The sequence below is a fragment of the Gemmatimonadales bacterium genome, assembly GCA_036279355.1.
Classification (GTDB): domain Bacteria; phylum Gemmatimonadota; class Gemmatimonadetes; order Gemmatimonadales; family GWC2-71-9; genus DASQPE01.
On sequence record DASUJH010000060.1, the window covers coordinates 116,871 to 143,466 of the forward strand.

The following is a 26,596-nucleotide window of genomic DNA, read 5'->3' on the forward strand; positions in this document are numbered from 1 at the left end:
TCGCCGTCGGCGCCGCGACCCATGACGGCGGCGCCGGCCACCGCGCGCGCGCTCGAGCAGCTGGCGCGCCCCATCCGCGCGCGGAGCCGGGCGGCGTGGCTCGCCGCCGCGCTCGGGGTCGCGGCGCTCGTGCTCGGGCTGATGGCGTGGCTCGCGCGGCTCGAGGTGCTCTCGGCCCCCTGGTGGGTCCTCGCCGCATGGGCACTCGCGCTGGCCGGGCTCGCCGGCGTCATGTTCCACGCGGTTCGTCGCGAACCCACGCTCGCGCTCAGGAGCTTTGCGCGGCAGCTGGAGCAGGCGGGCGGCTGGCGCGAGGGCGCGCTGGCGACGATGCTCGACCGCCCGGCGGCCGGCACCAGCGACGCGCTCCTCGGCCTTGCCGACCGCGCGCGGGCCGACGATCTCGCCGCCCGCGGGCGTGCCGCCGCGGCGCCGCTCGCGCGTTCCGCCGCCGAACGACTGGTCGCCGGCGGCACGTGCCTCATGCTCGGCCTCGGCACGCTGGCGGCGGCCGGGCCGCTCGGCGGCGGCGCGGCCGCGCTCTGGCACCCCGCGCGGGCGTGGCGCGCGACGATGGCGCCCGTCCGGCTCGCCTCCGATGCACGCGTCGTCGACCGGGGCGGCCGGGTGGCGCTCCACGTCGAGGCGGTCGGTCGCCACGAGGCCACGCTCTGGCTCCGCGCGCCCGGCGAGGAGTGGCGCCCGACGCCGCTCGCGCTCGACTCGCTGGGCCGCGCGCGATTCGTCGCCGGCCCGCTCCGCGGCGATCTTTTCGCCCGTGCGACAAGCGGGCACCGCGCGTCGGATACGATAACCGTGCGCGTCCGGCCGCCCGTTTTTCTCGGCGCGCTCACGGTGACCGCCCATTATCCCCGCTACCTCAACCTGGACGACGAGCCGATCGCCACCTCGGGCGATACGGTCCTGCTTCCGGCCGGCACCCGGATCGAAACGCACGGCGAGGCAAGCGCGCCGCTGGCGAGCGCGGTGTGGACCGGCGGCGCGCGCGCCGAGTCACTCGGCGTCGCCGCGACGCGCTTTCGCGGCAGCTTCGTTCCGCACGCGTCGGGCGGCTATGCCCTCGCGCTGGCCGCCGAGTCGGGCACGCCGCTCGCGGGCGACACCGCGCGCTTCGCCGTTCGCCTCGTCGAAGACAGCGTGCCGGTGGTCGACGTCCCCTCGCCCGGAGCCGATACGGTCGCACCGCTCGACCTGCGCGTGCCGCTCGTGATCGATGCCCGCGACGATCACGGACTCCGCGCGCTCGCGGTCGAGAGCCGCCGGATCGCGCGGCTCGGCGGCGCCGACCCGGCGGTGCGGGAGATCGTGCCGCTGCCGCCCGGCACCGGCGATCGAGGCATCGCGATGTTCACGCTCGACCTCAACCGCCGCGGGCTGCTACCGGGCGACACGGTGCGCTATGTCGCGACGGCGACCGACAACTCGCCTCGCGGACAGACGGGGCGCTCGCGCGAGTACGTGATCCGCCTCCCCACGATGAGCGAAGTGCGCGCAGCCGAGCGGACCGCGAGCCGGGCGATCGGCGGGAGGATTGACAGTCTCGCCGAGCGAAGCCGGGCGCTCGAGCGCGCCACCGAGGATCTGGCGCGCGAACAGCCGCGCGCGACGGGCGGAGAATCCCAGCGGAACGACGCGCTCTCCTACGGCGAGGCCAAGCGGGCCCAGCAGGTGGCCGGCGATCAGCGCCAGCTCGTGCGAGAGGCGGAGGCGTTGCAGCAGCAGCTCGCGCAGCTCGAGCGAAGCGCCGAAGCGGCGGGCGTCCGCGATTCGGCATGGCAGCGGCAACTGGCCGACATTCGCCAGCAGCTCGCGCGCGCGCTCACGCCGGAAATGCGGCAGAGCCTGGAGGCGCTCGAGCGGGCGCTCAAGGATCTCAACGCCGAGCAGACCCGGCAATCGCTCGAGGCCCTGGCCGAGCACCAGCGGGAAATGCGCGCCGCGCTGGAGCAGAGTCGCGAGCTGTTCCGGCGCGCGGCGCTCGAGGGCGAGCTTGCGAATCTGAGCCAGGAATCGCGCGATCTGGCGCGGGAGCAGCGCCGGTGGTCCGAGCAGGTGCCGGCCGCGGACAGCGCGCGCGCCTCGGCTGCCGAGCGCCGGCTCGCCGGGCGCACCGACTCGCTCTCGGCGGCGTTGCGTTCGCTCGCGCCAAATCATGCTGACTCGTCGGGAGGCAGCCCGCAGTCGCAACTTGCCGATGCGGCCCGGCGCGCGGACGACGCGGCCCGTGAGATGAAACAGGCCGCCGGCGCCGCGCAGGCGGGCCAGCGCCCCTCGGCGCAGCAGCGTGGCGAGCACGCGGCGGAGCAGCTTCGATCGCTCGGCGAATCGCTCCAGCAGCAGCGGCAGGGCATGCAGCAGGCGTGGCGCCGGGAGGTGGCGGAGGCGCTGGACCGCGCGCTGGCCGAGACGAGCCGCCTCTCCGAGCGCCAGTTGGCCGTCGCGCAGGCGTTCGAGCGCGGCGCCGCGGCGATGGCGCTGCGGGGCGAGCAGGCCGCCATCGAGGAGGGCGTGACACGGCTCCAGGCCCAACTCAAGGATGTTGCCGGAAAGAACGCGCTGGTGCCGCCCACGATCGCGCAGGCGCTCGCGGCGGCGTCGCAGTCGATGGAGCATTCGCGCGACGCGGTCAGCTCGGCCAATCCCAACGGTCGCGAGGCGGCCGAGCAGGCGGGCGAAGCCGTGGACGGGCTCAACGTCGCCGCCTATCAGATGCTGCGGGCGCGCGACGCCGTATCGGGCGCGCAGTCTGGGAGCGGGCTCGCCGAGGCGCTGGAGCAATTGGGCAAGCTCGCCGACCGCCAGGGACAGTTGGGCCAGCAGAGCGGCGGGCTGCTGCCGATGGTGGGGGCGAGCGGCTATCAGGAGCGGCTGCGCCAACTGGGCGCCGAGCAGCGTGCGCTGGCGCAGCAGCTCGAGCGGCTCAAGGGGCAGGGGAGCATCGCCGGTGCCGGCGAGATGGCGGACGAGGCCAAGGATCTCGCGCGGAATCTCGAGAACCGGCAGCTCGACCGGGGCATCGTGCAGCGACAGGAGCGGCTGTTCCGACGGATGCTGGACGCCGGCCGCACGCTGCAAGGACGCGAGGAAGACGAACGCAAGGAGCGCCAGAGCACGCCGGGCAGCGACGACAACGTCCGCCTGCCGCCGGCGCTCCGCGCGCGGCTGCTCGACGACGCCGACCGGCTCCGGATGCCGAGCTGGGAGGACATGCAGCGACTCTCGCCCGAGGAGCGGCGGCTGGTAATGGATTACTTCCGTCGGCTGTCGGAGGCACCGCGATGAGCACGCGCGCGTGGCTGCTCGCCTCGTTGCTGCTCGTGCCGGCCGCGAGCGCGGCAGCGCAGCAGTCGGACTCGCTCCGGCACGCGTACGATCTCGAGCGGAGGGGAAGTTTCGCCGATGCCGCCGCCCTGTACCGGGGCGTGCTCGCCGCGCACCCTGCTGAATCCGCCGCACTCTTCGGGCTCGAGCGCACGTTGCTCGCGCTCAATCGGGCGCCCGACATCCTTCCCGAAGCGCGGGCGGCGATCGCGGGCATGCCGGGCACCGGCGCCTTCTATGGCGTCGCGATCCGCGCCTGGGCCGCCGCCGGGCAAATGGACAGCATCCGCACCACCGCACTTGCATGGGCCAGCGCGGTCCCGGACGAGGAGGCGCCGTACCGCGAATGGGGCGCCGCGGCGCTCGCGCGCCACGATCGGGCGGAGGCGCGGCGTGCCTATCGCGCAGGGCGTGAACGGTTGCGGCGCCCCGACGCGCTGGCGCCCGAGCTGGCGCGGCTCGCCGTGGAGGACAGCGACTGGGCCACCGCCGTGCGAGAGTGGGTCACGGCCACCGCGCGCGCGCCGGCCTATCGGGCGACTGCGGCCACGGCGCTCGCCGGCGCACCCGACGCGGTGCGCGCGGGCCTGCTCCATCGCCTGCGCGACACGGACGCTCCCGCAGCGCGGTGGATCGAGGCCGATCTGCGCGCCCGCTGGGGCGATCCGCTTGGCGGCTATCAGATACTTGCCGGCGCGCTACCGGACGATCGCGGACAGGCGGCGGACGCGCTGCGCGTCTTCCTCGGCGAGTTGCGCGATACGCCGGGTCAGGCCGCGGCGCGGGCGCGGGGCTTGGCACTCGAGGCGCTCGCCGCCCGCGCTGAGGACGGCGAGCGCGAGCGCCTCAAGTTGGAAGCGGTGCGCGCGTTCACGGCGGCGGGCGATCAGGCCGGCGCCGAACGGATGGCCGGTCAGCTCGCCGCGGATTCGAGCGGCTCGCCCGGCGCTGCGTCGGATGCGGCGGGCGCGGTGGTCGGCCTCCTGCTTGGCAAGGGCAATGTCGAGGGCGCCGAGCGGAAGCTCGCCACGTTGAAGGACACGCTCCCGGGCGACCGGTATCTGGCCCTTCGCCGCCGGGTGGCGTGGGCCTGGGTGCGCACCGGCCGGCTTGATCGCGCCGATTCGACGCTTGGCGCGGACACCACCGTCGACGGACTTGCCCTGGCCGGCAGGCTTCGACTGCTGCACGGCGATGTGCGTGGCGCGGTGGAGCGCCTCGCCGCGGCGGGACCCTACGCCGGAACGCGCGAGGAGGCCACGCAGCGTACCGCGCTGCTCGCGCTGCTCCAGCCGATCGAAGCGGACTCCCTCCCGGCGCTCGGCCGGGCGCTGCTCGGCCTCGAGCGCGGCGATACCGCGCGCGCGATCGCAGGGCTCACGGACGCCGCCGGCGGGCTGCCGCCGGCGAAGGGCGGAGCGGCGCTTCGGCTCTATGCCGGCACCATCGCCCGCGCTGCCGGAAACGACGCCGACGCCGAGCGGCTCTTCCGTGCGGCCGACATCGCTGAGGCTGAGGCCACGGCGCCCGCGGCGGAGCTCGCGCTCGGGCGGCTGTTGCTCGACCTCAACCGGGCCCCCGAAGCAGTGAAGGTACTTGAGCAACTCATCCTCGCGCACCCGCAAAGTGCGCTGGTGCCGGCGGCGCGGCGCGCGCTCGACGAGGCGCGGGGCGGGGTGCCTCCCACATGAGGCGGCGCGACTTTCTCGCCCGCGCGGGCGCGGCGCTCGCGGCACTTGCACCCGCCGGGGGGCTCTCGTCCGCTGCGGCGCTCGCGCCGCTCGGCGGTCCGCTCGCACGATCGTCGTGGGGCAGGCGCGCGGCGCCGTGGCTCCTCGCCCCGATGGACGACGCGCAGACCGATCACCTCAAGGCGTACGGGCTCGCCTACCGCGCAGTCGAGCGCGGTGCGCGGGCCGAGTGGTTCCTCAACTTCAGGAACGGGTCCTTCCTCCTCCCGGCCGATGGCGCGGTGGAGCGTGACGCCGCTCTCGCCGGCATCGCGCTCGAGCGGCTCGACGACGGCGCGCTCCTCGCGATTCGCGGGCGGATCCAGAACGAGAACATGGACGCCATCCCGCTGGAGAAGGCGCCGCGGGTGGCCGTGTACCAGCCGCCCAATGCGCCGCCGTGGGACGATGCGGTGACGATGGCCCTCAACTATGCGGGCATCAAGTTCGAGACCGTATGGGACGCAGAGGTGCTGCACGACGGACTCCGGCGGTACGACTGGTTGCACCTGCACCACGAAGACTTCACCGGCCAGTACTCCAAGTTCTACCTCAACTACGCCGGCGCGCCGTGGCTTGCCGACATGGTCCGGCAGAACACGGCGATGGCGCGGGCGCAGGGCTTTCCCTCGGTACCCGAGCTCAAGAAGGCGGTGGCGCGCGCGATCGCCGCGTTCGTCGAGCGGGGCGGCTTTCTTTTCGCGATGTGCACCGCCACGGAAACCCTCGACCTGGCGCTCGCCGGCGAAGGCGTCGACATCTCGACCAATTTTGCCGACGGCACCCCGATGGATCCGAACGCAAGCGCCAAGATGCACTGGGACCGCGCCCTCGCCTTCCAGAACGCGCGGCTCGAGCCCGATCCGATGACGCCGGTGTTCTCGGACATCGACGGCCACCAAGTCAACTCCCTCGATCACCGGCAGCCGCTGGGCTCGTTCGCGCTGTTCAACTTCAGCGCCAAGATCGATCCGGTGGCCACCATGCTGGTGCAGAACCACCGGCAGGTCATCCCCGACTTCTACGGTCTCACGACCTCGTTCACCCGCCGCACGCTCAAGCCGAGCGACACGGTACTGGCCGACGAGCCGGGCGCGCCCTGGGTCAAGTACATTCATGGGGAGCGGGGGCAGGGCACCTGGACGTTCTTCGGCGGACACGACCCGGAGGACCCGCAGCACCAGATCGGCGACGTGCCGACCGATCTCTCCCTGCATCCGCACTCGCCGGGCTACCGGCTCATCCTGAACAACGTGCTGTTCCCCGCGGCGAAGAAGAAAGAGCTCAAGACCTGATGATCACGGCGCAACCGACCGATCGGCTGGCCGCCGGCGCCCGGGCGTATCTCGCCCGCGAGATTGCCGCCGCGGACGGGCGCGAGGTGTCGTTCGTCGCACGGCTGGACCAGGACGGCGTCGTCGTTGCCGCGCGGGCCGTGGCGCGCGGTACGGTCGACATGGTGCTGGCGCTCCCCGGCGCGGCCGGGCGCGGCGAGATGCTGCTGCACAACCATCCGAGCGGCCGGCTCGACCCTTCGCCCGCCGATCTGGGCGTGGCCGCCCGGCTGCACGATGCCGGCGTGGGCTTCGGCATCATCGACAATGCGGCCACCGAGCTGTACGTGGTGGTCGAGGTGCCGCGCGCGCATGCGGTCGAGCGCATCGATCCCTACGACGTGGTGGCGAGCCTCGACGAGGGGGGCGCGGTGGCGAACGTGCTGGGCCAGTTCGAGGACCGGCCGGCCCAGCGCGACATGGCCGCGCACATCGCGGACAGCTACAACGGCGGCGGCGTTGCCCTGCTCGAGGCGGGCACGGGGATCGGCAAGTCGTTCGCCTATCTCGTGCCCGCGCTCGCCTGGGCCCGCGCGAACGGCGAGCGCACTGTGGTGAGCACCAACACGATCAATCTGCAGGAGCAACTCGTCGGCAAGGACCTGCCGCTCCTCAGGAAGGCGCTTGCGGATGACGGCTACACGCCGACGTTCGCGCTGCTCAAGGGCTGGCGAAACTACCTCTGCCTCTCCCGCCTGCACGGCGCTGTCAGCGGCCAGCGCACGCTGCTCGAGCCCGACAAGCACGACGAGCTGCTCGGCATCGCCGAGTGGGCGGGGCGCACGGCCGACGGCACGCTGAGCGACCTGCCCGTGGCGCCGACGCTCGAGGTGTGGGACGAGGTGAGCGCGGAGCCCGACCTCTGCACCCGGCTCAAGTGCCCGCACTTCGACCGCTGCTTCCTGTTTCGCGCCCGCCGCCGCGCCGCCGAGGCCGACGTGGTCGTGGTCAACCACCATCTTCTTGCCGCCGATCTCTCGGTGCGCCGGGTGCAGGACAACTGGGAGGACGCGGCGGTGCTGCCGCCCTACCGGCGGCTCGTGCTCGACGAAGCGCAGCACGTGGAGGACGTCGCGGCGCAGCACCTGGGCGTGCACGTCAGCGGTCGGAGCTTGCGGCGCCTGCTCGGCCGGATCGAGCGCAACGGGCGAGGGCTCGCGCCCACGCTGGCGCACGAGCTGATGGCGCGGAACGACCTGCTGAGCCGCGCGAGCCTCGACCTGCTGCAGCAGCGGCTCCTCCCCGCTTTGCAGCAGGCGCGGCAGGCGACCGACGCGCTGCTGCTCCGGCTGCACGAGCATCTCGCCGACTTCCCCTCGCCCCAGGTCCGCCTCGGCGAGGATTTCGCGGCGGATCCGATCTGGAGCGCCGGTTTGGGCGCCGAGCTCGACGCGCTGCTCGCCGCGTTCCGCGCGCTGGGCGAGCAGCTCGAGACCATCGCCGACCGGCTCGCGGCCGCCGACGAGCCGGTCGCCATCGCCCGGGGTGCCAACGAACGGTCCGGCCAACTCCTGCACGAGCTGCGTGGCGTGGTGCGCCGGCTCGCTGCCGCGTCGGATGGTCTCAACCGGACGCTCCGGCCGGTGCCGGGCGGCCCCCCGAGCGTGCGCTGGATCGAGCGCGGCGGCCAGCGGGGCCAGCAGGTCTCGCTCTCTGAAGTGCCGCTCGACCTGGCACCCGTCCTTCGGGAGCTGCTCTTCGATCGCCTGGAGACGGTGGTGCTCACGAGCGCCACGCTCGCGGCCGGCGGCGAATTCGAGTTTCTGGAGTCGCGCCTGGGCCTGAGCGGGAATGACAGCCCGGTCACGGTGCGCGAAATCTTCGCGTCGCCCTTCGACTACCCCTCGCAGTGCCTCTTCGGCATCCCGACAGACGTGCCGGACCCGCGCGACGACGCGGAAGGCCACGGCGCGGCACTCGAGCGGATCGTGGGCGACGTCGCGTTCGCCTCCGACGGCGGGATGTTCGTGCTCTTCACCAGCCACGCGGCGCTCCGCCGCGCCGCCGCCGCGTTGCGCGAAACGCTCGGCGCGCGCTGGCCGCTGCTGGTGCAGGGCGAGGCATCGCGGGACCAGCTGCTCCGCCGCTTCCGCGACGCGGGCAACGCGATCCTGCTCGGCACCGACTCATTCTGGGAAGGGGTGGACGTGCCGGGGCGCGCGCTCCGCGCCCTCGTCCTGAGCAAGTTACCTTTCAAAGTCCCGTCGGAGCCGATCACGGCCGCGCGTCTCGAGCGCCTGGCCGAGCAGGGTGCCGACGGATTCATGGGGTATCTCTTGCCCCATGCGGCGCTCAAGCTCAAGCAAGGCTTCGGACGGCTCATCAGGAGCCGGAAGGACTTCGGCATCGTGTTGCTGCTCGACAGTCGCGTGGTGACGCGCCGGTACGGACCGCTCGTGCTGGGCGGGCTGCCGCGCGCAGACCGCATCGTCGGGAGCTGGCCCGAGGTTCGCACCCGGCTCGAGGATTTCTTTGCCCGCTTCGGCGTGGGCGCGAGCGTATGATCCCGCTCCGTCCCGGCAAGATCATCGGCGTCGGCCGCAACTACGTCGCCCACGCGGTCGAGCTCGGGAACGAAGTCCCGGCCGAGCCGATCCTGTTCCTCAAGCCGACTACCTCTCTGCTCGAGCCCGGTGGCACGATCCGCCTCCCGAGCGTCTCTCAACAGGTTGAGTTCGAGGCGGAAATCGGGGTGGTTGTGGGCCGCCGGCTGCACCGCGCCTCGGCCGACGAGTCGGAGCGGGCCATCGGCGGGTTCATCTGCGTGAACGATGTGACCTGCCGCGACCTCCAGAAGACGGACGGCCAGTGGACCCGGGCCAAGGGCTTTGACACGTTCTGCCCGGTGGGGCCGCGGGTCGCGACTGGCCTGGACTGGCGCGCGCTCGAGATCCGCTGCCGGTTGAATGGCGACGAGCGGCAGCGCGCCAAGGCGGTCGACATGCACTTCTCCATCCCCGCCTTGCTGTCCTTCATCAGCGGGGTGATGACGCTCGAGCCGGGCGACCTCATCGCCACCGGTACGCCGGCGGGCACCGGTCCGATGGCCGACGGCGACGTGGTTGAAGTCGAGATTCCGGGGGTGGGCATCCTGTCCAATCCGGTGCGCAAGGATGGCGATGCATGATCCGATTCAGCGATCGGGTGAAGGCGCTTCCAGGCTATCCGCTCGCCGAGATTCCCGCCATCAAACGGCGGCTCGCGGCGGCAGGGGTCGACATTATTGACTTGGGCGCCGGCGATAACGACATGCCGCCGCCCGCGCCGGTAATCGATACGATGTCGGCCGCGGTCCGTACCACCGCGCTCAGCAAATATGGCTTTCAGCAGGGATTGCCGGAGTACCGGCAGGCCGCGGTGCGCTGGGTGGCGCGGCGGTTCGGGATCGAGTTCGACCCGATGACGGAATCGCTTCCGCTCATCGGGTCGAAGGAAGGTCTCATGCACCTCACCTTCGCGGTGGTGAACCCGGGCGACGTGGCCATCGTGCCCGAGCCCGGCTATCAGGCGTACATCGGGGGCGCGCTGCTCTCGGGCGCGGAGCCGTACATCGCACCGCTCCGCGCGGAGCGGAGCTTCCTGCTCGAGCTGGACGACGTGCCGGAGGACGTGCTGCGGCGGGCGAAGATCGTCTTCGTCAACTATCCCAACAATCCCACCGCCGCCGTCGCCACTCCCGACTACCTCGAGCGCACCGTGGCCGCGTGCCGGCGGCACGGGATCCTGCTCGCCTACGACAACGCTTACTGCGATCTCACGTTCGACGGCTACCGGGCGCCGAGCATCTTCGAGACATCCGGCGCGCGCGAGATCGCCGTGGAGTTCTTCTCGCTGTCCAAGAGCTTTTCGATGACCGGCTGGCGGATCGGCTTTGCGGTGGGCGCGCGCGAGCTGATCGGCGCGTTCACCCGGGTCAAGTCGTACGTCGACACGGGGCCGTGGCTCGCCGTGCAGAAGGCCGGCGCCGCGGCGCTCGACGCCGCCGAGCGGCTGGTGCAGCCGGTGCGCGAGGAGCTGGAGCGGCGGCGCGATGCGGCCGTACCCGCGCTCCGCGGCGTCGGCTACGAGGTGGAATCGCCGAAGGCGGCGATGTATCTCTGGGTCCCACTGCCCCGGGGCGTGGCCTCGGCGGTATTTGCCCGGCGGGCGCTGGAGGAGCACGGCGTCGTCGTGCTGCCGGGCAGCGGGTTCGGGCCGGCGGGGGAGGGGTACTTCCGAATCGCGCTTACGGTGGGCGCCGAGCGGCTGGCCGAGGCGGCCGGCCGGCTCGGCGCGTTGCTGGAACGGGTCCGTCGTGGAGAGCTTGCGACCTCCGCCTAAGCTCAGGCTTCCGAAGCCGCGCCGCTGGTCGCCCACCGCTGTTGCGGTGAGCGTCGCCATTCACGCGTTGCTCGTCGTCGGCCTCTTCCATACGCTCAGGCCGTTCGTCTGGAAAGCGCCCGAGCGGATCATCGTGCTGCAGCCGCTGGCGGACAGCCCGCGTGCGGTCGAGATGCCCTACAAGGTGCCGCGCACCATCGTGGGCGGCCCGGTTCCGCCGCGCCCCCCGAAGCAGCCACGGCGGCTGCCGGATGCGCCCCGCACGACTGCGGTGCTGCCGGAGGTCCCGCCCACGCCCGCCGTCGAGCTGCCGCGTGACACGAGCAGCCCGCCCCCGCCCCCGCGCAGCGTCATCGGCCGGATCGGGCCCGACCTGGGCGACGGTACGCTCTGGGTGCGGCCGCTCCCGCTGCCGCCGCGCGAGCTGGCGCAGCGGCTCCGCCGCACCCACGTCGAGTTGGTCGACAGCGCGGTCAATGCCACCATCCAGGCGTTTCTCGATTCCATCGCGCTCGAGCCGCGCTCGGCCACCGCGGCGTTGCCCAAGTGGAGCACAGAGGTGGCCGGCAAGAAGATTGGCCTCGACCAGAAGTACATCTATCTCGGCGGGCTCAAGATTCCGGCGGCGGTGCTCGCGCTGCTGCCGATTTCGGGTGGCACCAATCAGCAGAAGGCGTTCGATAACACGCCCGACCTGCTGGTCGACCTGCGCACGGCCGCGCAACGCTCCGAGACGGTGGATGAGTTCAAGCAGGCGATCCGCGATCTCCGCGAGCGCAAGCAGGCCGAGCACGAGTTCGAGCACAATCAGCGCACGCCACCGCCGCCCGAGCTGCGGTCTGAGCCGCCTGCGGGCCCCGCCGCGCCGGCCGCCGCGCACCCGGCGCCGCGGGACACTACGACCACCTGACACCCATGAAACTCATTGACACCGACGAAACGATCGTGCTCGTCACCGGCACGAGCATCACGGCCGAGGAGCGCGATCGGCCGACCGCATACGGCCTCAAGGCGGAAATCGACCGGCGCGGCGGCGGGCTCGCCTACCGGCGCGCGGTGGTGGTGGGCGACACCTGGTACCTGGAGCACCGGATCTTCCATCTGAACCCGACGATCGCGATCGGCGGGCCGGGCGCGAACGGCGTCACCGCCGACTTCACGGACGAGCTGCCGACCGTGCTCAATCTCGACGAGCGCGCGTTCGTGCAGGCCGATTTCGAGGGAGAAGTGAAGCGGGCGAGTCTCTGGGGCGTCGACGCCAGCTCGACGCTTGCGGCGGTGGAGGCGTTCGTCCAGCGGGGAGTGCTCGACGACCTTCTCCAGAAGATCTGGCGCTTCCGGACGGAGACACTCGTCTAGCGCAGCGCCTGGCGTGTCGGCGGCTCACCCGCCGCCCAGCAGGTCCTCCAGCGCCTTGTCCACCACCTCGTTGGTCTTGCCTTCGACGATCCGCTGCAAGACGTCCACGGCCTCGAGCGGCAGGCTCTCGGGGTGCACGCGGTCGCGGCTGAAGCGCACGATGTTGCCGAGCGGGATCGGTGCCACGCGCGGATCGTCGTCGTCCTCCTCCGGCTCGGCGATGCTCGCTTCGTAGCCCGAGCCGGGCACGCTCTCGGCCCACGGCTCCTCGTTCTCATCCTCCTCCAGCGGAAACTCGGGCGGCAGCGTCACCATCGCGAAGAGCTGGCATTGCAAGCCGGGCGGCGCCTCGCGCGCCACGAGCACCACCGGCACCGGCGCCTCGAACAGCTTGTAGGTCTGCAATTGTTCCCATGCCTCCGGCGGCATGGCGCAGCGCGCGACGAGGCGCCCGTTCCGGTAGGTGCCCATGCACACCATCCCATCGGGCACCCGCTCGTCCTCGAGCAAGAGCACTTGCAGCGCCACCGGATCTTCGGTGGCGGCGAGTGCCGCTGGCGACGCGTCGTCGCCGGAAGGCGCCGGTTCCTCGGGCTCGAACGGGGTGGAATCACTCATTGCGCGGTTCGCTTCTGCTCATGACGGTACGCTCTCTCGCATTGCCGGAGCGTAGTCCTGCCGACGGGGCCGCGCCAGTGCAGAGATCACGCGGCGATCGGCTTACGTGAGCGCGATCACCAGGTCGTTCGGGGCCGGCGCGAGTTCATGGCGCTCGGTCGCGCGGAATCCGGCGGCGCGGCACATGTCGTCCAGCTCGGCATAGGTATAAGCGTCGCCGGCGGGGGTGGTCGCGAGCATCTTGATCGCGAAGGTCGCCGCGCGCGGCGGCGTGATGCGATCCTCGTTCGGGATGAACTCGAGAATGGCCGCACGGCCACCGGGCGCGAGCGCCGCACGCACCCGGCGGAGCAACCCGGTGCAGGTATCGCGGTCGAAGTGGTGCAGGAAGTTGGTGATGAGCGCGAGATCAAAGCCGGTGGCGAAGTCCACCGTGAACGCACTGCCCGGATTCACCGCGTACCGGCTCGCGATGCCGGCGGCCGCGGCGTTCTCGCGCGCAGCGGCGAGCACGTTGTCCCAGTCCACCGCCACCACCGAGGCGCGCGGATCCGCCTTCGCGATCGCGATGCCGAAGAGCCCGTGCCCCGCCGCGATGTCGAGCACCCGCCAGCCTCCGGTTCCGGTGCCCGCGCCGACGGCGCGCGCGAGCATCTCCGAGACGGGCCGCATGAGCGGCGCCATGGCCCGCGCGAACTCCACCCACACCGGATGCTCGGGGGCGAGCGTCCCTTCGCCTTCCGTCGTGCCGCCGCGCCGCACGGCCTCGGTAAACTCGTCGAAGTGCCGCTCGAACATCGGCGAGGCGATGAATTGCGCGATCGAGCCGAGGTACGCCGGCGAGCGACGGTCGAGGTACGTTGCCGGCTCGGGCGTGAGCGCGTACTTGTCGCCCGACTTTTCCAGATAGCCGATCACGGTGAGGTAGTCCGCCAGTATGCGCACGCCGTGCTCCGCGGCGCCGGTGCGGGCCGAGAGCTCGGGCACGGTGTCGTCCCCCTCACCGATGGCGGTGAAGAGGTCGAGCTCGATCGCGGCCTTGAGCGCGGCGGAGCGCTCGTAGGCACAGAGCGTTTCCAGGATTCGGTCGGGCGAGGGGGGAGCCTGCGTCAGCGGGGTCATGCGATGCTCCGGAGGGAGTCGGGCGCGACGCGCGGACGCGCGGGCGTGATCGGGAACAGGGCGCAAGTTGGCGGCCCGGGCGGCGCGCCGCTAGGGCGCGTCGCTTGCCTCGGGGGCGAGGATCGCACCGTCCGCGTTCACCCGTGCCGCGGCCGCGCCGAAGTCTTCAGCCGAGAGCTCGCGCACGAGCCGCAGCGCGGCGGCGTCGGGATCGGGAGCCGGGCCCTGGCTCGGGAGCTGGCGCATCGGGACGAGGCGCGCGTGCAGGAAGCCGCCATCGGCGCCAAGCGTGAGCTGGAGGACGCCCGTGACACCGAGCGGTCCGCGCAGGTTGAACCCTCTGAACGTCGCAAAATTCCCCAGCGAGTACGCGATCGGCCGACGGCGGTAGAACTCGACCCCGCGCAGCACGTGGGGGCCGTGGCCGATGACGGCATCGGCCCCGGCATCGATCACCGCGTGTGCCCAGGCGCGCAGCTCGCCGCGCGGCTCTCGGCCCAGAAACTCGAGGCTGTCCGGCACGTGCTGCGCTCCCACGCCTTCGGCCCCGCCATGGAAGGTCACCACGAGCACGTCGACGAGAGGGCGCACCGAATCCACCACCGCGGCGCTCCGCGGAATGTCGAGCAGGTCGTAGGCGAAGGGGTAGGTGGTGAAGCCGACGACGCCGACGATCGTGCTGCTGTCGCCCCGGGCGACGGTGTCGATGGCGATACTGCCGAGCGGACCATAGGTCGCGAGCCCACTGGCGGCGAGCGTGGCCTCAGTGGAGGTGCGCCCATCGAGCCCGAAATCGTTCGCGTGGTTGTTCGCGAGGTTGAGATCGGTAAAGCCCGCCTCGGCCAGGCGCGGCGCGAGCCACGTCGGCGTGCGGAAGACGAAGCAGGGGGCGCGGGCGGGCTGGCTCGCGTGCCGGTGCGCCAGCCGGCGTGGCGGGTGCCGCGGCGCGGGCACGCTGTCGTTGGGCTCGCACTTCGAGCTGGTGCCGCTGTCGGCGAGAACGCCCTCGAAGTTGCCCACGACGAGGTCGCCCTTGAGATAGGGGGCCGCCGCCCTGAGCAGGCTGCGGCCGCTGTCCGGCGGCAGGCCGTCGTCAAAGGTCGTGGTGCCGAGGTTGATGTCGCCAACGAACGCGAAGTGAACCGGGCCGTGGGAGCGGAGGCGCGTGGGCGCGGGCATGGGCGTGGGGGGTGCCGGTGCGCCGCCGGCAGTATCCGCTCCGGGTGACGGCGCGGGTCGCGCTGCCGGAACCGGTGCTGGGCCCGGTGGGGGCGGCGCGGAACGGGCGCAGGCGCCCGCGAGCAGGGCGAGGACGATGCGGCTACGCCGCGCCGCCATCGCCCCTGTCGCCGTTGCCCTGACCGACGCCCGCGCGCGCGGCGCCGGTTGCGAGCCGGCGGAGACTCTCGTCGCGGCCCACCACGGCCAGCAGCTCGTTTACCGGCTCGGATACGGTGGTGCCGGTGAGCGCGACGCGGATGGGCTGCAGCAGATCGCCCAGCTTGACGCTGTGGCTCACGGCGGCCCCACGGAGCAGCTCGATCAGCGCATCGGCGTGCCACGCGCTCGGTGTGACCGGCTCGAGCGTTTCGCGCGCCAGCGCGAGGCTCGCGGCGAACTGCGGGCCAAGCTTGCGGGCGAATTGCGCGCCCTTCTCGTCGAGCACCACGCGCGAGGCGTCCAGCCGCACCGCCACGCGCTCGGCGAGCTGCACGACCGTGCGCGCGCGGCCCTTCACCGCATCGATGAGCGGGCGAAGGTCGCGGCCCGCGTCGGGCACGCCGAGGCGGTCGAGCTCCCGCCGCACGGGCGCGACGAGCGCGCCGGCCGGCGTCATCGAGAGATACTCGCCGTTCATCCACTCCAGCTTGGCAGTGTCGAAGACGGCGGCCTTGCTCTGGATGCCCTCGAGTGAAAAGAGCGCGATCAGCTCATCCTCGGGCAGGATCTCGCGGTCGCCGCCGGGCGACCAGCCCAGGAGCGCCAGGAAGTTGCGCATCGCGGCCGGGAGAATGCCCTGGTTCCGATACTCGCCCACCGCGGTGGCGCCGTGGCGCTTGGAGAGCTTGCGGCCGTCGGGGCCCAGGATCATCGGCACGTGCGCGAACACCGGCGGCGCGTGCCCCAGCGCCTGATAGAGCAGGATCTGCTTTGGCGTATTCGAGATGTGGTCGTCGCCCCGGATCACGTGGGTGATGGCCATGGCGATGTCGTCGGAGACGACCGCCAGGTTGTAGATGGCCGAGCCGTCGCTCCGGAGGATGACGAAGTCGTCCAGCTCCTGGCTCAGCACGCTGATCCGCCCGTGCACCGCGTCCTCCCAGGAAATCTCCTCGTCGGGCACGAGGAAGCGGATGGCGAATGGGTCGCCGGCGGCGAGGCGGGCCGCGACGTCGTCGGGCGAGAGTCGGTAGCAGCGCCGGTCGTAGCGGAACGTCTGCCCGGCGCGCTCGGCGTCGGCGCGGCGCGCGTCCAGCTCCTCACGGGTGCAGAAGCAACGGTACGCGCGGCCCTCGGCCAGGAGGCGCTCCGCATCCGCGCGGTGGCGCTCGGCGTGCGCGCCCTGGAAGTAGGGCCCCTCGTCCCAGGCGATGCCGAGCCACGTGAGGCCGTCGAGGATGACGCGGGTGTGCTCCTCCGTGCTCCGCTCGCGGTCGGTGTCCTCGATGCGCAGGACGAACGTGCCGCCGCTGCCGATAGCCGCCGCGCGGCGGGCGAGGAGCCAGTTGAAGAGGGCCGTGCGGGCGCCGCCCACGTGGAGCGAGCCGGTGGGCGAGGGAGCGAAGCGGACGCGCATGCGGCAAGCGTAAGCGGTTGGGGAGCGGAGTGGGAGGGATTCGAACCCTCGATAGAGGCTTTCACCCCTATAACGGTTTAGCAAACCGCCGCCTTCAGCCTCTCGGCCACCACTCCGGATGGGGCGCCAACAACTCTAGCGGGGGGTGCCAAGCGTCTCAAGTGGCGCAGGCCCGCCGGAGGACGGTTTGCGCGCACGCACAGCCTTGCTCTTGCGCGCCGCGACCAATTGGTCAATTAATGCACCGATGGCCGCGGGCAACACAACGTGATATGGCGCCCGCCCGCGTGTGGCGGTCATCCGCGGCGGCTGTTCCTGATAGGAGGGGTGTGCGATGAGGTGTCTGTGGCGGTATCTGGTTGCGGTGGGGATCGCGGTGGTGGCGGTGCCGCCGGCGTGGGCCCAGAACGACTGGACGACATATGGAGGCAACGCGTGGAATCAGCGGTGGTCCACGCTCACCGGTATCAATACGAGCAACGTAGCCCGCCTGGTGCCCCGGATGACCTTTCAGACGGGCGTGAGCAAGCTCGGGTCCTTCGAGAACACCCCGATCGTCGACAACGGCATCATGTACGTGACGACGCCTTACAGCGAGGCGGTGATGGCCTACGACCTCAAGACGTCCAAGGAGCTGTGGCGTCAGGAGCTCAAGCCCGGCCCCACGATCCAGTGTTGCGGACCGGTCAATCGGGGCGTCGCCATCGGCGGGGGCAACGTCTTCATCGGCACGCTCGACGCCCGCCTGCTCGCGTTCGACGCGAAGACCGGCGACCCGAAGTGGCAGGCGGAGGTGGCGGATCCCACCCTCGCCTACAGCATCACGATGGCGCCGCTCGTGGTGGGCGACAACGTCATCATCGGCGTGTCCGGAGGTGAGTATGGCATCCGGGGCAACCTTACCGCGTACAACGTGTCGACGGGCAAGCAGGTGTGGCGCTGGTACTCGATCCCGGCGCCGGGGGACGACCCGGTAGCCAAGAACGGGTGGTGGGGCACGTGGCAGACCAAGGCGGAGAACGCCGACCTGCACCGCGATATCTCCAAGGAAAAGGCGGACAGCGCCAAGTACGCCGACGCCTGGCAGAAGGGCGGAGGCGGCGTCTGGACGACGCCGTCGTACGACAAGGCCTCCAATACGATCTTCGCCACGGTCGGCAATCCGTCGCCGGATCTCGACGGCAGCGTCCGTCCGGGCGACAATCTCTTTACCGACTGCATCGTGGCGATCGACGCTACGACCGGGAAGACCAAGTGGTACTACCAGACGGTGCCCCACGACGTGTGGGACCTCGACGCCACGTCGCCGTCCGTGGTGGCGGAGCTCAACGGGAAAAAGGTCGTAATCCAGGCCGGCAAGACCGGTTGGGTGTATGTGGTCGACGCGGCCACGGGCAAGCTGGTGCGCAAGAGCGAGAACTTCGTCCCGCAGGAGAACATGTTCGCGCTGCCGACACCCGACGGCACCCGGATGCTGCCGGGGGCCAACGGCGGGTCCGAGTGGTCGCCGATCTCGCTCGATCCCAAGCTCAACTACGTATTCGTCGCCGGCCTCCACCAGCCCATGCACTACAAGACCCATCCCGCTCCCTGGGAGAAGGGGCGTCTCTGGCTGGGCTCGGCGTTCATCGCGATCCCCGGGGAGCCGCAGTACGGGCTGTTCTCCGCGGTCAACCTCGCGACTGGCAAGATCGCCTGGCAGAACAAGGTGGATCAGCCGATGATGGGCGGCTCACTCGCCACCGCCGGCGGCCTCGTCTTCACCGGGGAAGGCAACGGCAACTTCGACGCCTTCGACGCGAAGAGCGGCAAGCTCCTCTGGCAATACCACGCCGGAGCCGGGTGCAATTCGACACCGATGAGCTTCCAGATGGGGGGCGAGCAATTCGTCGCGGTCGCGTGCGGCGGCAATTTCCAGCTCAGCTATCCCCTCGGCGATGCCGTGATGGTCTTCGGCCTCCCGAAGCCGTGGTCGGGCCAGTGACGGGTCGCGTCGCGCTCGCGGTGGTCGCCAGCATGGCGGCCGCCGCCTGCGCGCCGGCCGTGCGCGCACAGCAGCAGGCAGGCGCACAGCAGCCGGCAGGCGCACAGCAGCCGGCCATCGACTCTTCGTGGCTATCGTCCGACGCCGCGGCGAAGTCGGCGAAATTCCAATTGATCGCCGGGCTCACCACCTTGAACGGGGCGCTCAACTTCAATGGCTTCGACGACGGCGGCCTGGAGCTCGTGATTCCGGTGGGTTGGAAGGTGGAGATGGACTTCGTCAATCACGACGGTATGCTGCCGCACAGCGCGCTGGTCGTGGCCGGCACGCTTCCGATCGACCCGGCGCCCACCCAACCCGCGATCCCCCGCGCCTACACGGTGCGGGTGGCCGAGGGGATTCCGCCGGGTGGCAAGGACATGATGAAATTCACGGCCGATTCCGCTGGAAGCTATTTCATCGTATGCGGCGTGCCGGGACATGCCGTGGCCGGGATGTGGATCCGGCTCCGGGTCAGCAAGACCGCAACGAAACCGAAAATGGAGGCCACACCGAAACCGACCGACGAACGAGGACGATGACCCTGCGCTGGCGGGGGGCGCCCGCCAATCTTGTCGGGCGTTCGTACTCCCTGTAAACTCGGTGCGCGCGCCTCCCGTGGGCGCGCGACCCCCGTAGTCCCTTTCCGGCCTTGATCGTTGCTTCGTGGAGCACGCGATGGGTGCAGGTGGACGACCTTCCGGCCCGACGCCGCGACCGCCCGGCGGTTACACCATTCTCGTAGTGGACGACGAGGCCGTCGTCCGGCAGCTCGCCTCGCGCATGCTTACCCAGACCGGCTTCCGCGCGGTCGAGGCGAGCCATGGGCGCGAGGCGCTCACCGCGCTGGAACAGGACCCGATCGGCATCCACCTCGTGCTCACCGACGTGAAGATGCCGGGGATGAACGGGCGCGAGCTGGGCCGGCAGGTGGAGCGGCGCTGGCCGGCCAAACCGGTGCTCTACATGTCTGGGTTCGCGAGCGAAGTGTTCCAGGGCGGGTTGCTGGAGGCGGCGGCCCCGTTCATCGCGAAGCCGTTCACCCAGGAGGATCTCGCGGCCAAGGTGCGAGGGCTGCTCGGCGCATAAGGCGCTCGCCCGCTCGGGCCGGCGCGGCCCCACGGCGTGGGTGAGATTCGAACTCACGAAGGACTTTCGCCCTTGGCGGTTTTCAAGACCGCTGCCTTCAACCACTCGGCCACCACGCCCGACACCGAAGAAGCTATGCCCGACGCGGCCGTCTGGAAACCGGTGCGCGCCTGGGCGGCGCGCATGCGTGGGAGGCCGTCGGAACCTATATTGATCCCGTGACGTGCGCCCCACCGGCGGGCCAACCGATTCTTCATCATGGCGCTGTTCACGCAATTCCCGGCAACCGCATCCCTGTTCGAACTGCGTGCCGCCCCGGCCGCGGTCGTGCTGCTGGTGCTGGCTGGTGCAGCCACCGCGATCGCGGGGATCGCGGTGGGCATCCGGCGCGGGCGCCGGCCCGGCGCGCAATCTCCGTTGGGCAGCGGCGCCACGGTCCAGCCTGAGCCGAGCGCCGCGGAGAGCGAATTCGCGGAGGTGGCCGACGCGGTACCGATCGGCATGCAACGGCTCGCCGCGGATGGCACGATTCTGCGGGCGAATCAGGCGGCTCTCGATCTGGTCGGCTACGCGCGAGACGAGTACGTCGGCCGCGCCGCCGCCGAATTCTACGTCGAGCGGGCCATGGTCGATGACATCCTCCGTCGACTGGCAGCGGGAGAGGCGGTGCGCCGCCATCCCGCGCGGGTGCGGTGCAAGGATGGCCGGGTCAGGGACATGCTCATCGACGCGACCGGTTGTGTCCGGAACGGAAGCCTCGCGCACTCGCGCTGGTTCATGCAGGACGTGACGCCGGAGGCGGCGGCGTACGAGCAGTCGGCACGCCTCGCCGCCATCATCGCCTCATCGGGCGATGCCATCGTCGGGAAGGCGCTCGACGGCACCATCACGAGCTGGAACGCCGCAGCGGAGCAGATCTTCGGCTACAGCGCGGCGGAGATGATGGGTGAGTCCATCTTTCGCTTGATTCCGCCGGAATTGCATGCTGCCGAACGCGAGCTGCTCGCCCGGCTGCGGCGCGGCGAGCCGGGCGAGTTCTCGGAAGCGGAGCGGATCCGGAAGGATGGCGAGCGAATCTGGATCGCGCTCAGCGCATCCCCCATCCGGGACGCCTCCGGCACCGTCGTGGGCATCGCGTCAATCAAGCGCGACATCACGCGGCAGCGGGCAGCCGAGATCGAGTTGCGCCGTAACCAGGCGCAGCTGCGCATGGCGCACGAGGCGGCCCGCATGGGCACGTGGCACTGGAGCGCCGAGACGAACGTCCTCCGGTGGGACGACGGCCTCCGTCGCCTGTACGCGTTGGGACCGGATGAGGAGGTCAGTGGGTACGACGACTTCATCCGACGGGTACACCCGGAGGACCGTGAGCGGGTCAGCCGCTCGGTGCAGCGCGCTCTTCATGGCGAGCACGCGCTCGACTACGAATTCCGGATCGTGCTGCCCGATGGCCGCGTGCGCTGGCTCGCCGATCTCGGCCATGCCATCGCAGGCCCGGGCGGCGTCCCGATCTCCCTCGCCGGGGTGTGCATGGATATCACGGAGCGCAAGCTCATGGAGGAGCACCTCCGCGACACGCAGCGAATGCAGGCGATCGGTCAGCTGGCGGGGGGCATTGCGCACGAGGCGAACAACCAGATGCTGGTGGTGCTGGGCGGCGCGCACTTTCTGCTGCGCCGGCCCGACCTGCCCGACGGAGCACGCCGCGAGGTCGAGCAGATCCGGGAGGCGGCGGACCGGACGGCCGCCATCACCCGCCAGCTGCTCGCGTTCGGCCGGCGGCAGGTTCTCGAGCTGAAGGCCGTCGACCTGAACGCCGTGGTCGAGACTGTCGCGCCGGTGCTCCGGCGCTCACTGGGTGAGAGCCGCACGCTCGTGCTCCACCCCCGGCCGCTGGGCGGAACGGTCCGGGCGGACCCGAGACAGCTCGAGCAGGTGCTGGTGAACCTCACCCTCAACGCCCGGGATGCCATGCCCGACGGCGGGCAGCTCACGATCGGGACGGCCGAGGAGCGGGTGAGCGGCAAGGCGGCCGAGCGCCGCACGGTGGCACCCAGCACGTACCACGTGCTCACGGTCCGGGATACGGGGTTCGGGATGGACCGGGCGACGCTCGATCGAATCTTCGAGCCCTTCTTCACCACCAAGGATGTGGGCCAGGGCACCGGACTCGGCCTTTCCGTCGTGCACGGCATCGTGAGCCAGTTCGGCGGATACACGAGAGTGGAAAGCGCCCCGGGGGAGGGCACGCTGTTCGAGCTGTATTTCCCGGTCGTGGCGCCCAGGCCCATACCGGACCGCCCGGCGGAAGCCCCGGCCGCGGAAGGACCCGCGCAGGGCACCGTCGCGCTCGTCGTGGAGGACGACCCGCTCGTCCGCGCGATGGTGACGCGCGTGCTCGCTGAGGCGGGCTACGAGATTCTCGAAGCGGAGAACGGCCGGGCCGCGCTCGACATTGCGCGGCGGCACGGGGGACGGCTCGACCTCATGATCGCGGACATCGGCATGCCCGAGATGGACGGGCACGAGTTGGCGCGCACGCTCCGGGAGGAGCGCCCCGGGCTGCCCGTGCTCTTCATCACGGGATACGCGCCAGGCGACAGCCGGTGGCCCACCGGCGCGTCAGCCGAGCCAGCTCTTCAGAAGCCGTTCTCGCCCGATGCGCTCGTACGCGCGACCGCGGACGCGTTGAGCGGGCAAACGCGGTCCGCGCGCTGAGCGCAGGCCCCGAGTCGATTTCCGTGCGGACGGGAGTCCGCCTCCGTCAGGTGGAGTCGCTCCGCTGCATGCCCGTGGTGTCCTGCGGCGGCTGGGCCGCAGCCGTGTCTGACACGCCTGCGTTCCCCGCATTCCCGGCATTGCCGGCGGTGTCGGCGTTTGCACCGGTGGGCTCGTTGGGCCGCCCCACCGCGGCGCGGCCATGAGCACGCCCGCGGGCGGCTGCGCGCGTCGCCGCGCTGTCGATCCCGCCCTGACCCTTGCATGCCTCCGGTCCGCGCGCCGCGTTCGAGCCGTCTATACAGACGACCTTTTTGGTCTGCTGCTTGGCGCCGGCCCGCTCTTCGGTCGCGGCCTTCGTGCTGGCCCAGTCCACGCCGCCGTGCTGCTTGCAGGCGATGCGCGAGGGCCCCGGCTCGCTGGTGCCGTCGCGGCACACCAGTTGGGCCGGTTCCTGCGCGCGCACCGAAGCGGGCATGAGCAGTGCGGCCGCGGCCAGAACCGCCCATGGCGAAAGGTGAAGCTGTTTCATGGTGGTGCTCCTCGAATCTGCTCCGGCCGATGCGCGCGCGAATGAAAGGCTCGGCGCGCCCGGAGCCAGGTGCAGATGGTGGATTCTTGTCGGCCGCCCGGCTGTGACGGATGACCGCGGAGCCGCAAACTGCCGACTGCGCCGCGCCGCGCGAGATGCTGCCTGGCGGGCGATCGCAGCCTGATCGAACATCGAGATGACGGTCCGCTTTCGTGGATGGTGAATCCGGCATCTCGGCTGCTCCCGAGTGCGCGACCGGTCCCTGACGCTGGCATCGCTGCAACTCGATGTCGCAACTCCCTTCTGAGTAACGGCTTTGATAGTCGGACCTGAAGTAGAATATCCGCATCGCAATGCGGCGGCGCCCGAGTTGCCCCGGCGCCGCGCCGTGGGCGCCGCAGCGCCCGCCCGCGGCGCCACGCCGCTCGACGCGCCGTCGCTCGCGCGCGGCGTTCCCTTTGCTCCTTTCCCGCATCACCCCCCCAGCCAGTTCGATTGGACCGGAGGACCGATGCAGCCCATGGCGCGGGTCGGACCCCGTCTCACGCGCGCAGCGAGAAGCGCGGCGGTTGGTGCGCTCGCGGCAGCTACCGTCGCGGGCTGCTCTTCGTTCGAGCCCACGGGCGACCACCGCATCGCGCCGCCGGCCGAGTACCGCGCGTGGTTCGCCGAGACGCAGGCGTGCTCGGGCCTCAAAGGAAACTTCGACCGGATCGAGTGGTACGAGGTGGACGGCGGCAGCTTCGATTGCCCGGGCGGCAAGTGCGTGGGCCGGTGGAACGCCAACCACCGGATCTTCATCGCGAGCGACTATCTGGAGAGCGAGATGGTGGTGCGGCACGAGATGCTCCACGAGCTGATCGGCCACCCGGGCCACCCCGACCCGCCGTTCGGCAATCCCTGCCCGCTTACCTGGGAGTCATGGCGCGCCGCGCATGGCGACAGCGCGTCCGCCTTCGGCGTGGGGCGGCTCGTCGGCATGCCGCTTCCGCGGATCGATTGAGCGCCGCCGGCGAGCGCCCCGGGTTGGTGCTCGCACGCGTGATCCGCCGCACGGCTCTGCCTGCGTAGCGCCCGTAGCGTGTTCGTGAGCCGCCCGACGCCGTTCGCAACCGGCGCGGCACACAAACAAGGAGGGCACGCATGGCACACACCACCTGGCACCCGCATACCGAACACGGCGATCTCAGCACCCACGACCGCGACAAGCTGCCCGACAGCGTCTTCGCCTTCCCGAAGCAGCGGAAGGAGCCGCTCACCGATGCGTCGCACGTCCGCACCGCGCTGGCCCGGTTCGACCAGGTGCAGGACGTATCCGATTCGGATCGCGACCTCGCGTTTGCCAACATCAAGCAGGCCGCGCAGCACTACGGCGTCGATATCGCCGAGGACAACTGGCACCAGCTGGGCAGTCACCCGCATACGAAAAACGCCGCCCACTAGGGCGGCGCTCGAGCCGGCGGCCGGGCGCTACAGCGTCGATCCGCGTTTGCGGATGTTCTCCTGCACCGCGCGCGCGATCGAATCCGCCTTGGCCGCTTCCGCCGTCCGACCGCGCTTCCGCAGCACCTCTGCCGCGCCCTGGTAGACGATCGTGTAGAGCGTGAGGATCGATGCCGAGGGGGTGTCCACCCAGCCGCGCGGCCGGTCGCGCGCGGCCGACTTCCAGTGGTACACCTCCCACATGAGCCGCTCGGTACGCGGCAGATCGAGGTAGCCGAGCGCCGAGCTCAGCACGGTCGAATCGTTCGGCGCCACGAGGTGCGGCATGAGCTTCCGCACCATCCCCTGGGTCACGAGATAGGGTGAGAGGCCGAGGGTCTGGTCCGGGTACCCGCCGTCGCTCCAACTGAAGTAGATCGGCCGCTTGCCGAGGTTGTCCTTGATGAGGAAGATGGTCGCCAGATCCTGCAGGAGCAGATAGTTCTGCCCGAACGCGATCTGCACGTCGCCCACCTTGATGCCGCCCTTCTCGGGCACCTGCGTGACCTCGGGAAGGCTGTCGAGGTCCGCCAGGCTCAGGCTGAAGACCGGCGTCGTGGGCTTGGTCCAGTTGCCGCCCCCCGGCGGCTGGCGCCAGAGCGCCGCGGCCTCGGCCGGATCGAACGTCGGCGTCTCGCGGCGGCGGAGCTGGCGCAGGTGCCAGCGGGTGTTCATGAGCGAGAGATTGGCCAGGGTCACGTCGCGGCGCACGCCTTCCACCTCCTGCGCGTACCACAGCGGAAAGGTGTCGTTGTCGCCTGCGGTGATGAGGATGCCGTACGGCTCGACCGATTCCAGCATGTCGACCGCGAAGTCGCGCGCGATCGTCTCGTGGGCGCGGCTCGCGGTGAGATAGTTGCCGAACAGCGGAATGAGCCCGAGCACGAGCACGGGGCTTGCCGCCGCCCAGCGCGCGGACGGCTTGACCCGATTCTCGAAGAACTCGGCCACACCGCCAAGCAGCGCGCCGAACCCGAGCGCGATGAAGACGCCGTACGCCGAGAACGAGCCGATGAAGAAGTAGTCTCGCTCGCGCACCTCGCGGGAAAGATCGGGCCGGTCCAGGTACTGCGAGAAGCCGTACTTGAAGTTCATGTAGAAGACGAGCGCCACGGTGAGCGTGCCGAGCAGCGCGGCCGCGGCGATGCCCGCGCGGCGGTCGTTCTTGTACAGCGTCCAGAGCCCGGTGAGGCCGAGGAAGGTGAAGATCGCGGTGGCAATGCCGGCAAGGCGCCCCCAGTCGCGGGCAAACTGCCAGTTGTAGTACTGCCAGAAGTTGGCGAGCTGCCCGATGAAACCGGCCTGCCGGTCGAAGATCGACGGCTTGCCGTATTGCACCCGGTTCAGCACGTCGCTCAGCGCCTTGCTGAAGAACCCGATCGGCTCGCCCTCGTTGATGGGCGGGAACTGTGCCGCGCGCATCGGGAGGTACAGGTAGTTGAGCGAAACGCCCACGGCGATCGCGACGAGGATCGCGATGATGACCCACGGCCGGGTGAGCACCCGCCAGTCGGTCCAGAGGACGTACACCGCGAGCGCCGGGATCGCGAGCAGTCCCATCAGGTGATTGGTCGAGCTCAGCGCCATGACGTAGGCGATGAGCACCAGCCACCGGTCGCGGTGCGGGCCCGGCTCGTCGTCGCCCCAGTGCACCACCAGCCACATCACGAGTGCGATCGAGAGCAGCGAGACGGTGTACACCTTCTCGTTGACGGTGGACTGGTTCCACACCGTCCACGAGGTGGCGCCCACGAGCACGCCGGCAAAGGCCGCCGCGTAACGGGCCCAGCGCACCGGCACGATGGCGCGGAGCCAGCGGTCGGCCACGAGGAACCAGAACGCCGACGCGCCGGCGCTGGTGGCCGCGGCGAAGAGATTGATCCGCACCGCGTACGACTCGGCCCAGGGGATGAGCCCCCAGGTGTGCGCGAGCAGCGTGAAAAGCGGATTGCCCGGCGGGTGCGGGATGCCGAGGACTTTGGCCGCGGCAATGTACTCGGAGGTATCCCAGAAGGCCGTGGTGGGTGCGAGGGTCACGAGATAGATCGCGAACACCCCGAACGCCGTCACCGCGGCCCAGAGGTACGGAGGCGGCTCGAGGGGCCGCTCGGAATCTTTCATACGGTCGGA

General features: G+C 70.9%; 20 protein-coding genes and 2 tRNA genes. 14 read left to right on the forward strand and 8 right to left on the reverse strand.

The features are described from left to right. The first annotated feature begins 21 nt into the window (after nt 1–21). Genes VFW66_15010 through VFW66_15045 form a run of 8 tightly spaced genes read left to right on the forward strand, consistent with a single transcriptional unit; the run spans nt 22 to nt 12,085 of the window. The gene (locus tag VFW66_15010; GenBank protein ID HEX5388011.1) at nt 22–3,303 is read left to right on the forward strand and encodes a DUF4175 family protein; all 3,282 of its coding nucleotides are present in this window, start codon (nt 22–24) and stop codon (nt 3,301–3,303) included. After that, nucleotides 3,300–5,033 (forward strand): hypothetical protein, encoded by a 1,734-nt coding sequence (locus tag VFW66_15015; protein HEX5388012.1) that lies wholly within the window; start codon nt 3,300–3,302, stop codon nt 5,031–5,033. Before VFW66_15010 ends, VFW66_15015 begins: the two co-directional genes overlap by 4 nt. After that, complete coding sequence (locus VFW66_15020) at nt 5,030–6,367, forward strand: hypothetical protein (GenBank protein HEX5388013.1); 1,338 nt, start codon at nt 5,030–5,032, stop codon at nt 6,365–6,367. Before VFW66_15015 ends, VFW66_15020 begins: the two co-directional genes overlap by 4 nt. Then, entirely contained in the window at nt 6,367–8,910 is a 2,544-nt protein-coding gene (locus tag VFW66_15025; GenBank protein HEX5388014.1) for a helicase C-terminal domain-containing protein, read from the forward strand. Before VFW66_15020 ends, VFW66_15025 begins: the two co-directional genes overlap by 1 nt. Next, complete coding sequence (locus tag VFW66_15030) at nt 8,907–9,533, forward strand: fumarylacetoacetate hydrolase family protein (GenBank protein ID HEX5388015.1); 627 nt, start codon at nt 8,907–8,909, stop codon at nt 9,531–9,533. Before VFW66_15025 ends, VFW66_15030 begins: the two co-directional genes overlap by 4 nt. Beyond that, nucleotides 9,530–10,726, forward strand: coding sequence for an aminotransferase class I/II-fold pyridoxal phosphate-dependent enzyme (locus VFW66_15035; GenBank protein HEX5388016.1), 1,197 nt, complete (start codon nt 9,530–9,532; stop codon nt 10,724–10,726). The genes VFW66_15030 and VFW66_15035 overlap by 4 nt, the downstream gene beginning before the upstream one ends. 46 nt (nt 10,727–10,772) lie before the next feature. Then, nucleotides 10,773–11,636 (forward strand): hypothetical protein, encoded by an 864-nt coding sequence (locus tag VFW66_15040; protein HEX5388017.1) that lies wholly within the window; start codon nt 10,773–10,775, stop codon nt 11,634–11,636. Nucleotides 11,637–11,641: 5 nt separating this feature from the next. Continuing rightward, nucleotides 11,642–12,085 carry a hypothetical protein gene (locus tag VFW66_15045; GenBank protein HEX5388018.1) on the forward strand — a complete coding sequence of 148 codons (444 nt, stop codon included), beginning with the start codon at nt 11,642–11,644 and terminating at the stop codon, nt 12,083–12,085. Between the two features lie 24 nt (nt 12,086–12,109). On the opposite strand, the gene VFW66_15050 is transcribed toward VFW66_15045, so the two are convergent. The 5 genes from VFW66_15050 to VFW66_15070 form a co-directional block, all read right to left on the reverse strand. After that, nucleotides 12,110–12,703 (reverse strand): hypothetical protein, encoded by a 594-nt coding sequence (locus tag VFW66_15050; protein HEX5388019.1) that lies wholly within the window; start codon nt 12,701–12,703, stop codon nt 12,110–12,112. A 102-nt stretch (nt 12,704–12,805) separates the two neighbouring features. After that, nucleotides 12,806–13,825, reverse strand: a complete 1,020-nt coding sequence (locus VFW66_15055) for a class I SAM-dependent methyltransferase (GenBank protein HEX5388020.1) — start codon at nt 13,823–13,825, stop codon at nt 12,806–12,808. Nucleotides 13,826–13,915: 90 nt separating this feature from the next. Next, nucleotides 13,916–15,004 carry a CapA family protein gene (locus tag VFW66_15060; GenBank protein ID HEX5388021.1) on the reverse strand — a complete coding sequence of 363 codons (1,089 nt, stop codon included), beginning with the start codon at nt 15,002–15,004 and terminating at the stop codon, nt 13,916–13,918. A 142-nt stretch (nt 15,005–15,146) separates the two neighbouring features. Next, complete coding sequence (gltX, locus tag VFW66_15065) at nt 15,147–16,622, reverse strand: glutamate--tRNA ligase (GenBank protein ID HEX5388022.1); 1,476 nt, start codon at nt 16,620–16,622, stop codon at nt 15,147–15,149. 25 nt (nt 16,623–16,647) lie between these two features. After that, nucleotides 16,648–16,738: transfer RNA gene (locus tag VFW66_15070), tRNA-Ser, on the reverse strand. A 218-nt stretch (nt 16,739–16,956) separates the two neighbouring features. On the opposite strand from VFW66_15070, the gene VFW66_15075 reads away from it, so the two are divergent. From VFW66_15075 to VFW66_15085, 3 genes are all read left to right on the forward strand, one after another. Further along, nucleotides 16,957–18,606 carry a PQQ-binding-like beta-propeller repeat protein gene (locus VFW66_15075; protein HEX5388023.1) on the forward strand — a complete coding sequence of 550 codons (1,650 nt, stop codon included), beginning with the start codon at nt 16,957–16,959 and terminating at the stop codon, nt 18,604–18,606. A 32-nt stretch (nt 18,607–18,638) separates the two neighbouring features. Further along, nucleotides 18,639–19,187: a sulfocyanin-like copper-binding protein gene (locus VFW66_15080; GenBank protein ID HEX5388024.1), complete on the forward strand. Its 549-nt coding sequence runs from the start codon at nt 18,639–18,641 to the stop codon at nt 19,185–19,187. Nucleotides 19,188–19,389: 202 nt separating this feature from the next. Next, nucleotides 19,390–19,734, forward strand: coding sequence for a response regulator (locus tag VFW66_15085; GenBank protein ID HEX5388025.1), 345 nt, complete (start codon nt 19,390–19,392; stop codon nt 19,732–19,734). 32 nt (nt 19,735–19,766) lie between these two features. On the opposite strand, the gene VFW66_15090 is transcribed toward VFW66_15085, so the two are convergent. Beyond that, nucleotides 19,767–19,853: transfer RNA gene (locus VFW66_15090), tRNA-Ser, on the reverse strand. Between the two features lie 139 nt (nt 19,854–19,992). Between VFW66_15090 and VFW66_15095 the strand changes: the two genes are divergently transcribed. Beyond that, nucleotides 19,993–22,452 (forward strand): PAS domain S-box protein, encoded by a 2,460-nt coding sequence (locus VFW66_15095; GenBank protein ID HEX5388026.1) that lies wholly within the window; start codon nt 19,993–19,995, stop codon nt 22,450–22,452. Nucleotides 22,453–22,498: 46 nt separating this feature from the next. On the opposite strand, the gene VFW66_15100 is transcribed toward VFW66_15095, so the two are convergent. Beyond that, nucleotides 22,499–22,984, reverse strand: coding sequence for a hypothetical protein (locus VFW66_15100; protein ID HEX5388027.1), 486 nt, complete (start codon nt 22,982–22,984; stop codon nt 22,499–22,501). A gap of 511 nt (nt 22,985–23,495) precedes the next feature. On the opposite strand from VFW66_15100, the gene VFW66_15105 reads away from it, so the two are divergent. After that, nucleotides 23,496–23,987 carry a hypothetical protein gene (locus VFW66_15105; protein HEX5388028.1) on the forward strand — a complete coding sequence of 164 codons (492 nt, stop codon included), beginning with the start codon at nt 23,496–23,498 and terminating at the stop codon, nt 23,985–23,987. 140 nt (nt 23,988–24,127) lie between these two features. Continuing rightward, nucleotides 24,128–24,427 (forward strand): DUF6582 domain-containing protein, encoded by a 300-nt coding sequence (locus VFW66_15110; GenBank protein ID HEX5388029.1) that lies wholly within the window; start codon nt 24,128–24,130, stop codon nt 24,425–24,427. A 27-nt stretch (nt 24,428–24,454) separates the two neighbouring features. Here VFW66_15110 and VFW66_15115 read toward each other — a convergent pair whose 3' ends face one another. Beyond that, nucleotides 24,455–26,587: a DUF2723 domain-containing protein gene (locus VFW66_15115; GenBank protein HEX5388030.1), complete on the reverse strand. Its 2,133-nt coding sequence runs from the start codon at nt 26,585–26,587 to the stop codon at nt 24,455–24,457. Nucleotides 26,588–26,596 lie beyond the last annotated feature (9 nt).

Excerpts from the sequence above, each read along its gene's own strand:
- VFW66_15050 (HEX5388019.1), bottom strand. The coding sequence starts at position 12,703 with ATGAGTGATTCCACCCCGTTCGAGCCCGAGGAACCGGCGCCTTCCGGC.
- VFW66_15045 (HEX5388018.1), top strand. The coding sequence starts at position 11,642 with ATGAAACTCATTGACACCGACGAAACGATCGTGCTCGTCACCGGCACG.
- VFW66_15035 (HEX5388016.1), top strand. The coding sequence starts at position 9,530 with ATGATCCGATTCAGCGATCGGGTGAAGGCGCTTCCAGGCTATCCGCTC.
- VFW66_15030 (HEX5388015.1), top strand. The coding sequence starts at position 8,907 with ATGATCCCGCTCCGTCCCGGCAAGATCATCGGCGTCGGCCGCAACTAC.
- gltX (HEX5388022.1), bottom strand. The coding sequence starts at position 16,622 with ATGCGCGTCCGCTTCGCTCCCTCGCCCACCGGCTCGCTCCACGTGGGC.
- VFW66_15095 (HEX5388026.1), top strand. The coding sequence starts at position 19,993 with ATGGCGCTGTTCACGCAATTCCCGGCAACCGCATCCCTGTTCGAACTG.
- VFW66_15075 (HEX5388023.1), top strand. The coding sequence starts at position 16,957 with ATGAGGTGTCTGTGGCGGTATCTGGTTGCGGTGGGGATCGCGGTGGTG.
- VFW66_15100 (HEX5388027.1), bottom strand. The coding sequence starts at position 22,984 with ATGAAACAGCTTCACCTTTCGCCATGGGCGGTTCTGGCCGCGGCCGCA.
- VFW66_15025 (HEX5388014.1), top strand. The coding sequence starts at position 6,367 with ATGATCACGGCGCAACCGACCGATCGGCTGGCCGCCGGCGCCCGGGCG.
- VFW66_15060 (HEX5388021.1), bottom strand. The coding sequence starts at position 15,004 with ATGCCCGCGCCCACGCGCCTCCGCTCCCACGGCCCGGTTCACTTCGCG.
- VFW66_15020 (HEX5388013.1), top strand. The coding sequence starts at position 5,030 with ATGAGGCGGCGCGACTTTCTCGCCCGCGCGGGCGCGGCGCTCGCGGCA.
- VFW66_15115 (HEX5388030.1), bottom strand. The coding sequence starts at position 26,587 with ATGAAAGATTCCGAGCGGCCCCTCGAGCCGCCTCCGTACCTCTGGGCC.
- VFW66_15015 (HEX5388012.1), top strand. The coding sequence starts at position 3,300 with ATGAGCACGCGCGCGTGGCTGCTCGCCTCGTTGCTGCTCGTGCCGGCC.
- VFW66_15110 (HEX5388029.1), top strand. The coding sequence starts at position 24,128 with ATGGCACACACCACCTGGCACCCGCATACCGAACACGGCGATCTCAGC.
- VFW66_15055 (HEX5388020.1), bottom strand. The coding sequence starts at position 13,825 with ATGACCCCGCTGACGCAGGCTCCCCCCTCGCCCGACCGAATCCTGGAA.
- VFW66_15080 (HEX5388024.1), top strand. The coding sequence starts at position 18,639 with ATGGCGGCCGCCGCCTGCGCGCCGGCCGTGCGCGCACAGCAGCAGGCA.
- VFW66_15010 (HEX5388011.1), top strand. The coding sequence starts at position 22 with ATGACGGCGGCGCCGGCCACCGCGCGCGCGCTCGAGCAGCTGGCGCGC.
- VFW66_15105 (HEX5388028.1), top strand. The coding sequence starts at position 23,496 with ATGCAGCCCATGGCGCGGGTCGGACCCCGTCTCACGCGCGCAGCGAGA.